8 protein-coding genes and 3 pseudogenes are annotated in these 12,605 nt (G+C 41.3%); 4 read left to right on the top strand and 7 right to left on the bottom strand.

Annotated features, from left to right (window positions below):
- Window positions 1–164 precede the first annotated feature (164 nt).
- Window positions 165–521: a hypothetical protein gene (locus KY305_RS08950; RefSeq protein ID WP_262417677.1), complete on the bottom strand. Its 357-nt coding sequence runs from the start codon at window positions 519–521 to the stop codon at window positions 165–167.
- Window positions 522–707: 186 nt separating this feature from the next.
- Between KY305_RS08950 and KY305_RS08945 the strand changes: the two are divergent.
- Window positions 708–1,191: pseudogene (locus KY305_RS08945) on the top strand (ImmA/IrrE family metallo-endopeptidase).
- A pseudogene (locus KY305_RS08940) lies at window positions 1,191–1,589 on the top strand (sigma-70 family RNA polymerase sigma factor); the annotation flags it as partial. The pseudogenes KY305_RS08945 and KY305_RS08940, both read left to right, overlap by 1 nt.
- A 443-nt stretch (window positions 1,590–2,032) precedes the next feature.
- Here KY305_RS08940 and KY305_RS08935 read toward each other — a convergent pair.
- The 5 genes from KY305_RS08935 to ybaK all read right to left on the bottom strand — a co-directional run bounded on the left by KY305_RS08935 (window position 2,033) and on the right by ybaK (window position 9,320).
- On the bottom strand, window positions 2,033–2,833 hold the full coding sequence (locus tag KY305_RS08935; protein ID WP_223062232.1) for an HAD-IIB family hydrolase: 801 nt from the start codon (window positions 2,831–2,833) through the stop codon (window positions 2,033–2,035).
- 729 nt (window positions 2,834–3,562) lie between these two features.
- Window positions 3,563–4,513: a mannose-6-phosphate isomerase, class I gene (gene manA / locus KY305_RS08930; protein WP_223062231.1), complete on the bottom strand. Its 951-nt coding sequence runs from the start codon at window positions 4,511–4,513 to the stop codon at window positions 3,563–3,565.
- 15 nt (window positions 4,514–4,528) lie between these two features.
- Window positions 4,529–6,490 carry a fructose-specific PTS transporter subunit EIIC gene (locus tag KY305_RS08925; RefSeq protein WP_223062230.1) on the bottom strand — a complete coding sequence of 654 codons (1,962 nt, stop codon included), beginning with the start codon at window positions 6,488–6,490 and terminating at the stop codon, window positions 4,529–4,531.
- Between the two features lie 152 nt (window positions 6,491–6,642).
- Window positions 6,643–8,595, bottom strand: a complete 1,953-nt coding sequence (manR, locus tag KY305_RS08920) for a mannose transport/utilization transcriptional regulator ManR (RefSeq protein ID WP_223062229.1) — start codon at window positions 8,593–8,595, stop codon at window positions 6,643–6,645.
- Between the two features lie 242 nt (window positions 8,596–8,837).
- Window positions 8,838–9,320, bottom strand: coding sequence for a Cys-tRNA(Pro) deacylase (ybaK, locus tag KY305_RS08915; RefSeq protein WP_223062228.1), 483 nt, complete (start codon window positions 9,318–9,320; stop codon window positions 8,838–8,840).
- Window positions 9,321–9,645: 325 nt separating this feature from the next.
- Between ybaK and KY305_RS08910 the strand changes: the two genes are divergently transcribed.
- On the top strand, window positions 9,646–10,452 hold the full coding sequence (locus tag KY305_RS08910; protein ID WP_223062227.1) for an MBL fold metallo-hydrolase: 807 nt from the start codon (window positions 9,646–9,648) through the stop codon (window positions 10,450–10,452).
- On the opposite strand, the pseudogene KY305_RS20245 reads toward KY305_RS08910, so the two are convergent.
- Window positions 10,417–11,159, bottom strand: a pseudogene (locus KY305_RS20245) (LysR substrate-binding domain-containing protein); the annotation flags it as partial. The gene KY305_RS08910 and the pseudogene KY305_RS20245 sit on opposite strands and share 36 nt — an antisense overlap.
- A 103-nt stretch (window positions 11,160–11,262) precedes the next feature.
- On the opposite strand from KY305_RS20245, the gene KY305_RS08900 reads away from it, so the two are divergent.
- A complete protein-coding gene (locus tag KY305_RS08900; RefSeq protein WP_223062226.1) occupies window positions 11,263–12,480 on the top strand; it encodes an MFS transporter in 1,218 nt (405 codons plus the stop codon).
- Window positions 12,481–12,605: the final 125 nt, after the last annotated feature.

Below are 12,605 nucleotides of genomic sequence, written 5' to 3'. Positions count from 1 at the left end.
TCCATTTAATACCATATATACTTATGATCATCCCGGGAATCATGGTATTTGTAGAAGAGAAGAAAAACTGCTCCTATAGCAATTTAGAGCAGTGTATAACACAACAGAACCGCAAGTGGCGGTCCTGTTAGTGTAAATTCATATTTAAATAAACTCATTCATTATTATTGGACAGTACCATAATCAAAATCAATATCTTTCTTGTCTAAATCCCCCTTAAAATTATTAGCATAAGTCATGATTAAATGTACGCTTTTATCTATCCACCAAGTTCCATCATCCGTATTCGTATCCCAAGTAACATCTATATCTCTGCCGAAATTCTCAAAAAACACCAAATTTCCAACAGCTACTGTTTTTCCGTTGATCTTGTAATATATTAAAACAATTTTCTTATCGAATATACCTGTCCCATGCTTTACGATTGTTAAACTATAAGGCTTATTAGGACATTGCTCTTCAAGTATAATTTCTGGATGTAAAAATACAACATAACAGATGAATAAAATTGACACTATCATTAACCTTTTTAATAATTTTTTATTAATATTAAACCCCTCCAACAAGAAAACTCAGTTTAACAATCCATTTCATTTGGATACCTCTGCATCTTTTGGACGTTTTCCCCACGAAAAAAGTTATGTCTTCTCTATAATATTTAACGAACTCAATTTGGAGATTTGTCGTCTTTAAGGAGGTTTTTCATCTTGAGGTATACAAACAGTCATTTAGAGGATTGGATTGAGAATTTATACAAGAAGATTGATATTACAGAACCTGAACAAATTAATTTTGAACGGATTGCCGAGTCATTAGATATCAGGCTTTCTTTAAACCTGTTACAAGCTTCGCACTAAAACACAGCGGGATTTATAATATATGCTTGGACAGCCGAAAAAGCCGGAGCGAACAATGGCATGATTTCGCTCATGAATTTTGCCATATATATAGACATGAAGGCGATAAAAAACAATGCCAGCAACCTGGACTGATTATTTGGAATGGCAGTCGAATTATTTTACATATCACTTTTGCATTCCAACTTTCATGTTTCATCATATTAATCTTCCGTACATACAAGCAGTATCCCCTTCGTTTGCCAAGAAACGTTTGAACATTTATTACAGGAAGCTGAATGGACATTTATTTAATCAAACGATCACGGGAAATTTATGCCCCCCCCTTTTGTAATGAATAATGAGATTTTAATGCATCTGCGCGCCCTGAAAAAAACAAAAAAAGACGTCTCCCTTCATGACCCCATCGGCCAAGATAAAGAAGGGAATGAAATAAGCCTGATCGATGTTCTCAAGTCAGAAAGTGAAGATGTGATCGACACCATTCAGCTCAACATGGAGCTTGAAAAGGTCAAAAAATATATCGACATTTTAGACGATCGTGAGAAAGAAGTCATCGTCGGCCGCTTCGGGCTTGATTTGAAGAAAGAGAAAACACAGAGAGAAATTGCCAAGGAGCTGGGCATTTCACGGAGTTATGTCTCGCGTATTGAGAAGCGGGCGCTGATGAAGATGTTTCATGAGTTTTACCGGGCAGAGAAGGAGAAGCGGAAGAAATCGAAGGGGAAGTGATGATCGGAGTTATCATAGAAAAAAGCAGGCTATGGTTAGCTTGCTTTTTTCGTTTCAAATTGTATATTAGTGAATCCGACACGGTTATTCCTTATTTTTAAGAAATCAATAGTACCTCTCGCTTTCATCCTTTTTATCCTTTAATGTTTTTACGATATGACTATGACATCAATTTCGGCATTTCACATAATTCATCCCCGGCTTTTCAATACTATGATCGCCGTCATACCGCTTCACGTTACCCTCGGCGGGAACTTTATTAACGACGTTTAATCACCTTTCCCTATCCAATATTTTTGACAAAGAAGTCGGTCAGGCGTCCGTTTTCTCCATGTCATCTGAGTGGTAAACTGTCCAGCTATATTGAGTCCTTTTGCTCGTAAGACGATTTCTGCGATGTGACTTTAGAGTAGTCGGCCGCAGAGCATTTTTCACCATGTTTATTATTTCTGTAAATCTAATATTTTCATGATCGTGTGCATCACACTGCTTTCCTCATTTGATTTGATAACAAAGTGCGCCGCATCTTTTATTTCATCAATTGCGTTCTTTACCGCAAAACTGTAAGAGGCAGATTCCATCAATTCTAAATAATTGCGGCCGTCTCCAAACGCCATTGTTTCATCGGGGGTAACCCCTAATAATCGCTGCAGTTCTTGTACTGTTGTTCCTTTATGTATCCCGATATTTGAAATGTCAATCCACGTATCTTCTGATGCTACGATATAAAAGTGATGAAAGAATTCATGTAACTTCTCTCTCGTTTCTGCACAGTTTGCGTGCGGATCATGAACCGTAATCTTTACAAAATCGTCTTTTATCTCTCTGAAATCGGATATTTTGGTTACGTTCGCATAGGAGGCATTTACATATTTCATTTCACTTTCAGACAAGTTCTCGTTTACCATCGCGCCTTCTTTTGTGCAAGCAATAATGCTGTGCTCGCGGCTGATCTTTTCTAATGCTTTAATAATAGACAGCCCTGATTCATTGTTAATCAAAGATTCATATACACATTTGCCATTCTTTTTAATACGTGTGACACTGTCTCCTAAAATCCAAAAATCCTTCGCATCTTCTCCGAACAAAGCTTCCACCCGTTCACACTGCTTTCCGGTGCAAAGGGCAAAAGCAACATGTTGTTCTTGCATGGATCTTTTTGTCTTTTCAAATAATGCTCTATCAAAATCGCCTTGTTTATTTAAGAACGTGCCATCTAAATCCGTAATAACTAATTTAATCATCTCTCAACACCTCCGCAATTAGAAATGACTTGAATGTCCCGTCTGATTTTAGACAAAAGGTTTTTCATATTTGAGACGCGTAATATGCGCCGCAGCCTTTTTAACGCTTTCTAGCGCATGATCCATTGCCACTCCATATTTCACAGCGGAAACATTGATAAATGCCCTTATGAAATTCCATCATTCAATACTTTACCGATTTTGGATTAATATTAATCGTCATTGCAATTCCTGTTAGCTTCACTGTCTATTCGTTCAAATGATTTGATTTGTTATCCTGTTTCACTGTAAAACGTTTAATGACAAGGGCTCAAATAAGTTTTTGAATAACTACAGCTTCTGTTGATCCCTTTTCGCAAAAGATAAAGATACGTACGAACGAATTATATCTGCAGTTGATAATACCCGTAAATAAGTCAGCGACGTTTTGTTTTGAATCACAGAAAAAGTGATTTGTCACACAAATATAACACTATGTTTCTTATAAAACTGATATGTTACTATTAGCGGAAATTCCTGCAAAAGGCCATACGGTTTTCTTTTCCCTTCTCCCCTATTATGACTGAATAGAACCACTCTGTTATTTTTTAAAAGTCTCACTGCATAACAAATGTCCGCGCAGCAGCAAATGACGAACATCCGCTCCGTACGAACTAAGAAATCAATACCTATTCAAATACGTTTTATTATTAAAAAACCCTGCTCAGATTTGAGAAGGGTTTAAAAATATCACAAATTAGACACTATACACTTTGCGTGACCCGAGAGTTTGAATTGTTCAATTCCGCAAGGCAGCAGCATATGATCTCCTTTTTTAAAGTGATTTTCATGCTCGCCGGTGAAAATCGTGCCTTCTCCTTTAATCACACTGACAAGAAGGAAGGGTTTTTGCTGCTTTACGCTTGCTGATCCTGATAAATCCCACTTTCTCACTGAAAAATAAGGGCATTCAACCAATGCGGCCGTGAGCAAATCATCTGTTTGTTCATATTGAACAGTTTGCCGATCCGGGGCTGATGGAACATCTATCACTTCTATACTCTTTTCCAGATGGAGTTCACGTTGCTTGCCGTCTGCATCTTTTCGCTCATAATCATATAATCTGTAGGTTGTATCTGAATTTTGCTGCGTCTCTAAAACGAGAATACCTTTCCCAATCGCATGAACGGTACCGCTTGGCACATAGAAGAAATCCCCCGGCTTTACCTTTACGCGGCGCAGGAGCTCATCCCATTCTCCAAGCTCGATCATCGAGAGCAGTTCTTCCTTTGTTTTTGCGTTGTGGCCATAAATGATCTCTGCATCTTTTTCGCAATCAATGATGTACCAGCATTCGGTTTTTCCAAGCTCCCCGTTCTCATGTGTTTTAGCAAACTCATCGTTCGGATGCACCTGAACGGATAAGTCCTGATCTGCATCTAGAATTTTTGTGAGAAGAGGGAAACGGTCCCCTTCAAGATGTCCGAATAAATGTCTGTGATGTTCCCATAATTCACTGAGTGTAAGCCCTTTGTACATTCCGTTTTGAACAACGCTTTGTCCATTTTTATGAGCGGCAAATGCCCAGCACTCCCCCGTTCGTTCTGACGGAATTTTATAGTCAAAAGCAGTTAAGCCGGTGCCGCCCCAAATCCTTTCTTTGAAAACAGGCTTGAAAAATAAAGGTGCAGTTGTTGTCACAAAAATCCCCCCGATTTATATGATTTCATCCAGCAGCTCGTATGCCTCTTCTTTTGTTTGCACGGAGAGCAGCCGCTTCCTGTAGCTGTCATCCATTAGTTTTCGAGATAACATCTGCAAGATCTTCAGATGCTGATTCCCGCCGCTCTCTTTCGGTACGGCAATCATAAAGATTAATTTTGCATCTGATCCATCCAGACTGTTCCAATCAACGCCTGATCGTTTTATTCCAAACGCAACACTCGGCTTCCTGACGGCCTCAGACTTCCCGTGCGGAATTGCGATATTCATTCCAATCGCTGTCGTTCCCTGCTCTTCACGATTCAAGATCGCTTGTTTAAATCCGCTCTCTGAAAGGAGCATACCTTTACGGGACAATTTTTGAATCAGTTCATTGATAATGTCATCCCTGGTTTCGCCGGATAAATGCGGTTCAATCAGCTCTGCACTGATAATGTCGGTCAGTTTTTTGATTTCCGTCATCTCGGCTTTTCGGCTTTCAGCTTGAATGGGCTGCTGTATTTCTTTTGCTGCTGCCGCTTCACTTGAAACGGCAGGTGATGCAGCTTCGCTGTGGACGGGGGGCGCATCCGCAATTTCTTTTTTTAGTACATTGACAAACAGAGCGGTGACAAGAGATCCTGCAATCACGGCAATAAAAAACATCAATACATGATCAACCGCTCCAAGCACAGCAACTATAGGTCCGCCGTGTGCTACTCTGTCGCCCACATGGCCAGTCATGGCTATTACCGAACCAGTCATAGAACCCGCCATAATACTTGGAATGACACGCAGAGGGTCCTGCGCCGCGAATGGAATGGCGCCTTCAGTGATACCGAAGAGTCCCATTGTAAATGAGGCTTTTCCCATTTCTCTTTCTGACGCAGCGAATTTTCTTTTCCCTAAAAATGTCGCAATCCCGAGGCCAATCGGCGGTATACAAATGGAGACGGCAATTGGTCCCATAATTTCATAATTTCCTTCTCCAATCATTGCCGATCCAAACAGAAATGCCACCTTGTTTACGGGACCGCCCATATCAAATGAGATCATTGCGCCTAAAATCAATGCCAGCAGGATCGAGCTTGACCCTTTCATCCCCGCCAGCCATACCGTTAAAGATGTGAAAATTTGAGCCACAGGTGCGCCGATCAAAAACACAAACGCTAAACCTACTATCAGTGATGCAAACACCGGAATAATGATAATCGGCATAATCGGCTGGATTGCTTTTGGGACTTTTAATTTTTTTATCCAAAGTGCAGCATATCCGGCCAAAAACCCGGCAATCATTCCCCCGAGGAATCCCGCGCCGCTTGCGCTGTCATAAAAACTTCCAGTCGCTGCAATATATCCGCCGATCATCCCTGGGACAAGTCCCGGTTTATCGGCGATGCTATATGCGATATAGCCGGCTAAAATCGGAATCATAAATGAAAATGAAGCACTGCCGATCTGTTCAATCGTTTTCCAAAAAGAAGCATCCGGAATGAGTAAGCCTTTAGGTGTTTTCTCGCCTCCAAGCGTCAATGCAACCGCTATCAATAGTCCGCCGACAACGATGAAAGGAACCATAAAAGAAACGCCGTTCATTAAATGACGGTAAATAGGATTTTGTTTCTTTTCATGTTGATTGTTGGATTCCGATTTTGAAGCTGACCGATAGACCGGTATATCCCCGCTGAGTGCTTTTTGAATCAATTCTTCCGGTTTGCGGATGCCGTCCTGAACCCCGACCGACAGCAGTTTCTTGCCTAAAAACCGGTCTTTGTTTACTGAGCGGTCTGCAGCAATAATGATTGCGTCCGCTTCCCGAATCTCTTCTTCAGTCAGCTTATTTTCTACCCCGATCCCTCCCTGGGTCTCAACTTTGATGTCAACGCCTACTCTGTCTGCAGCTTTTTGCAGGTTTTCGGCTGCCATATATGTATGGGCGATTCCGTTCGGACAGGATGTAATCGCTAACAGTTTCATACACAAATCCTCCTTTAAAGTGTGAATAACAAGAGCTTGTCTCAACTGTATACCGAAATCACGCCGTTATAATCGCTTTTTTTTACCATAGGTTCCGGAAATAAAGGCATTTTTCCCTATAAACAAAAAAAGCAGGGAATCAATCCCTGCTTTTAATAATTCAAATAAGATAAGAATGTCATGACGTTTGTTTCTTTCGTCAGCTTCTGGACGAAGGCCGGCTGCTCGCTAAGGTATGAAAGTTCACTAAACAGCTGCCTTGTCATGTTTTGATCCTCATGTTTGACAGCCAGCATAAAAACGAGGGATACTTTTTCAGTCCCCCAATCAAGCGGCTCTTTTAGTGTGGCAATTGCAATTGCTGATTGTTTAATATATTTAGAGTTTGCATGAGGAATGGCAATACCTGCCCCAATATTTGTCGAAGACATTTTTTCTCTCATAACCGCATGAACGGCATACTCCTTTTCAACATAGCCTTTCTCATACAAAGCTGTCGAGAGTTGTTCAATGACCTTGTAGCGGTGCTCTGCCTCTTGCTGCAAAAAAACCAGAAAAGGAGTCGTATCGTTCAGCATCTTAAATGTTTTTTGTTTTTGGCGGTGTGATTCATCAAGCTGATGCATAAATATACTCAATTTCTTCTCATCAGAAGGCTCCAAAAGCGGTGATACAACAATATGGGGAATCGTTATCTTCTCCAGCACTATCGTAGAAACGACAAGATCTATATCCTCATGCTTTTTTGTAAATTCCGCTAAATCTGCTTTTGCGATACAGGCCAATACAGCAATTTGATGAAATTTTCGTTCAATTTTCGTTCGCAGCAATTGTGACATTCCAATGCCCATATGACAGACGATGATCGCTTTTTTATGTTTCTCACTGTTGCGATGCAGCCGTTCGATCGCTGCCTGAAAATGCAGGGTCAAGTATGCCGCCTCTTCCTCAGGGATATAAAGATCGAACGTTTGATTGATGTCTTCCAGAACGTCGATGATAATATGAAACAAATAAGGGTACATTTTTTTGATGTCATTGAGCATGGGGTTTGATACAGAAAGATCGTAGCTCAGCCGCTTTAACACCGTATTAAGATGAATGTTCAATCCGTTGATTAAATCCTGATCTTTATGGAAATTCATCATTTTCAGCTCTGAAACACGATTGATTAAATGCCTTACAACTTTGGGAAGCTCAGAATTTTCAAGATCATTTTTCTCTTCTTTTTGTAATGGATAACGAACTTTTCCGCCCAATATATGCAGAGTTAAATATACGGCTTCTTCTTCAGGAAAGCGGATTGCAAATACCGGTTCAAGCCGTTTTAAACAAGCTAGTGTCCATTGATATTCTTTCTTCTTTTTTACTGCGGCCAGTTGTCTTGGGGAAATCGAGATCGGCTGCTTCATTTTGATTCGGCGGATCATTAACAATGTATGCAGCAGTAAACTCTCAAACGTTTCATCTGTGAAATAGATAGAATGCTTTTTCTGTAATAATTTGATTTCTTTCGTCACAAAGTCTGATTCATGACTTAAGAACTTGCTTTTAATAAATTGGCTTGTAAACTCCGTATTATCAGCTAAATCCGCTATTCTTGCCAGTGCTTTTCTTTTATTTTTTTCGTTTCCTTCAATTTTTAATCCAAGCCGCTGCTTAGAAACCAGTGTGAGGTCAAATCGCTTCAGCCACTCTTCAACCTTACATAAATCCTTTTTAATGGAAGCTCTATTAACAAAATGCTGAGCGGCAATTTCTTTTGCGGACACATGCTTTGGATTCATTAATAAGTCATAAGCTATTTGCAGGATTCTTTCTTCATCAGTCTGCTGCCTGGAAATAAAATGTTCAGTATATAATTGCCGGCTTAACCAAGTCCTTTCCTGTTCTTCTATATTTAAAAAGATGCCTAGCCCCGGTTTGCGAATGAGGTGAGCATGAGAATGTTCATGTAGATAATCCTCGATCGTTTTCAAATCATTCCTGATCGTTTTTTCAGAACACTTTACCCTGTCTGCGAAATCTTGCACAACTAAATAGTCATCAGGTTCAGATAACAACAGATACAAAATCTCTTTTTGTCTTGTATTTATGTATTTCATCTGTCTTTTCTATCCTTCCTGTTAGTTTCCACTTAATGATATTGTAAATATATATCACCCACGCAACCGTTTACATTATAAAGTAAAATAAATGCTTCAAATGTTTCGCTTTTTACCGGAGCTTCCGGAAAAAAGCGTTTTTTGTACAGTTCTCAATCCTTCATTCAAGTTTTCATATCTTTTTTTCACTCTGTTTCTCGAAGATTCGGTTTCCGTTCATTTAACAAGCAATTTAATTCGTATTACACAACTTCAATAAATTTCGCTCGGCATACTTTGGCTAAATCTTTTGGCGCTACTTTTAGCTGCATTCCGATTTTTCCGGCACTGACAATGATAAAATCCAGCGTTTCGGAGGATGCATCTATATAAGTCGGGAACCTTTTTTTCATGCCGATCGGTGAGCAGCCGCCGCGTACATAGCCAGTCAGCCCCAGAAGTTCTTTCATTGCAACCATTTCTATTTTCTTCTCACCTATTACCTTAGCTGCCTTTTTTAGATCTAATTCCTTGGCAACGGGTACAACAAAGACGTAATAACGATCTGTTCCTGCTGTTGCAACCAATGTTTTATATACATACTCGGCAGAATAGCCGATTTTTTCTGAAACAGAGATGCCGTCTGGCGGCTGCCCGCTTTCTGTTTTGTAACCTAACAACTCATAGGAGATTTTTTGCTGTTCAATGATACGGACAGCATTTGTTTTTTCCGTTTTTTTCGCCATGCTCTTCCCCCGCTATCAAATATTCCTGAATTTATTTATATCCTTCCAGCTAATATAAAAATAGTAACATCAGCGCTATCCCCACTTCTACTAACCTGCCTCTTTCAATAAGCATGCTATGAATATAACCAAATGAAATCCAATCAAGGATTCAGTGAAGATATCATTCTGATCTCCTTTGAGACCGGTATCTATAGGAGAAGAGCCGGAGGCCGATCTCTGGCCTCTCTGTTTACGATTGATTGTCATCATATGCTGGATTTTCACAAAGAAACATGTTACAACAGGAAGTGAATGATTGTTCACTCAAGAAGGAGGGTTCGCTTTGCTGTTTCGAAAAAAGATGGATACGGGGAACGTCAAGGACATTCATTTTGCTAACGGATCGATACAGTTTCTGTCAGTGAAACTTAATGTGTACAGTTATGTAATGGATGGCATTCTGATTGATTCAGGCGCGCAATCATTAGCGCCGCTGTTTCAACAATTTTTTCATACACAATCATTTGACGGACTATATTGCACACATATCCATGAGGATCATACAGGCGGTTGTGCCTGGCTGCAAAAACAGCGGAATATCCCGGTTTATTTGAACCAGCTGTCTGTGTCTGAAGCAGCGGAATCAGGAAAATACCCTTTATACAGAAAGCTCTTTTGGGGAACGAGGCAGCCTTTTTACGCACAGGAATGCCCAGAAACATTTTCATCACGCCGTTACTCTTGGGAGACAATCTTCACCCCCGGCCACTCAAGAGATCATACCGCTTTTTTGAACCGTTCAACAGGGCAGCTTTTTTCCGGTGATTTATACGTAAGCAGAAAAACAAAAGTGGTGATGGAAACTGAATCCATTCCGCAGATGATCAAATCTATAGAATACATTCTCACATTTGACTTCAAGGAAATGTTTTGCTGTCATGCCGGATATATTGAAGACGGGAAGGATAAACTTCGGAAAAAACTGAATAATCTGTATGAAGTGACTGATCAAGTCCGGCAATTGCATGAGAAAGGAATGCCGGCCGACGAGATTCATCAGCTTCTATTTCCCCGCAAGTATCCGATTACCTTCTTTTCGAAAGGACAATGGGATTCAAAACATATCGTCACTTCCATTTTGAAGGAATGACTGTTCAGTACGCTTTTTGTAATACTCCGCCGCAAACTGCTTAAAACGTTCCGCAGCCGGAGAGAAAGAGCTTGGTTTTTCAACTGGGCCAAGGCAATTGTGCGTTCGCATTTATAATCGGCCCGGAAGAAAAACGAACGAAAAATATTGTTGCTCCGCGGTTTTCGTCAGCACTGCAGCTCCTAAAAAACTGCGGCGGTCAGCCCTAATATGGTTGCAACTTCCTTACCTTCAAATGCGAGATGCGGGTGAATATTCAAAACCCGGCACATCAGATCAAACAAATACTTCAGCCCGTATCCCGATTAAATCCGACAAAATCCTCGTCCTGCATCTCCTTCATTTTAATGCGTTTTTCCGCAGCAAGCGGGTGCGTCTCAGGAAGCACCACGTAAAGAGGCTCTTTCTCAAAGCACCGTCCATTGCAAAAGTCGCCGGGCAGCGGCGGCGAGCTGAGGCAGATATCCGCAGCCCCCGTTTCCGCCATTTTGCGAAGCGTTTCATTTGCTCCTTGATAGAGGTTACATTCGGATACTGCTTTTTAAACTCGGCAATCGGCTGGCGCATTATGCGCAAACCGAGCGTGTGGAGAACTGATACGGATATTTCGCCATGTTCCAGACTCATATTTTTTTGGCTTGTACAATGCCCTCATTTAAAGTGCGCCGGGCTTGTTTTGCTTTTATCAGAAACTTCCTCCCCTTCCTTATAACTCAAACGCATTAATATAATAGTTATTATAAATTAGACACATCGTAACGAAAAGCGTACGATACATATATAACCATCAGCAAGAAAAGAGGGACATTCATGACGTTTATTCAGCCTCATACAAAGGCCTACAGGCAGGCCAGCTTGGCGCTGTTTATCAGCGGCTTTGTGACATTTGCCACGCTTTACACAACACAGCCGCTTTTGCCTTTGTTTTCTGAGGAATTTCACATTTCTGCGGCGGCTGCCAGCTTAACCTTATCCATCTCTACAGCAGTATTGGCATTTTCGTTATTAGCCGCAGCTTCATTATCTGACAGGTTCGGAAGAAAAAGATTAATGGTCCTCTCATTATCTGCCACGTCTATTCTCGGTCTGTTAACAGCCTTCAGTCCGGCTTTTCCGGCGCTTTTGGCGATGAGAGGGCTGCTCGGCATTTTCTTGGCAGGCGTTCCGGCTGTCGCCATGACGTATGTAGGCGAGGAGTTCGATCCTAAAGGCCTTGGGAAAATGATGGGCCTGTATATCAGCGGCACAAGCATCGGGGGAATGAGCGGCAGGCTCTTAACGGGGCTTCTGACAGATTTATTCGGCTGGCGGCAGGCGCTTGGCATCATCGGCATTCTTTCTATCGTGTTAAGCTTTTTATTTTGGCGCTTCCTTCCCGCTCCGCGCCATTCTGAAAAACGGGGTGTGAGCTTGAAAACGGCCCTCAAGGAATACGGGGCGGTCTTTCATCACAAACGGCTTCTTTTGTTAATTTCGTTAGGGTTTATATTAATGGGGAGTTTTGTCACCTTATATAATTATATCGGTTTTCAATTAATGGCGGCTCCTTATCATTTGTCACAAACCTTGATTGGCTTTATTTTCGTTGTATATCTCGCGGGGACCTTCAGTTCTGTTTATATGGGGAAAAAAGCGGATCTGTTCGGCAGTTCCAAGATGATTAAGATTGCCATTTTCGTTATGCTGGCCGGCGCAGTCATCACCCTTTTGCCTCAGCTGGCGCTTAAAATCGCAGGGATTGCTGTCTTTACATTCGGTTTCTTCGGGGCGCATTCCATTGCAAGCTCCTGGGTCGGCCGCGCCGCCGGTGATCATCGCGCGCAAGCCTCTTCTTTATACTTGCTTTTCTATTATATCGGTTCAAGCGTCGCGGGGTCATTTGGCGGGTTCTTTTGGACGCATTTTCAGTGGCTCGGCATTATTGCATTTATCTCGGTTATGCTTTTGCTTTCTTATCCGATTTTATTTTTGGCCGGGTTTCAAAAAAACGAACGGGGCTGTTTTCATTTAAATAAACAAAAACGTTAAAGTTTTTGAGCCTTTGGTCCGATAATAAGAATAAGGCCGGCACGATACTCCCTATAACTATTCCTTTTGATTCAGTAGATTTCAAATATCGTGCCGGCTTTCTTCATTGTATGATGTCAGTCAGA

It is taken from the genome of Bacillus sp. YC2 (assembly GCF_019891195.1).
Classification (GTDB): domain Bacteria; phylum Bacillota; class Bacilli; order Bacillales; family Bacillaceae; genus Bacillus.
Note: the sequence above shows the minus strand (reverse complement) of the source record. Positions and strands in the feature narration are given on the sequence as shown.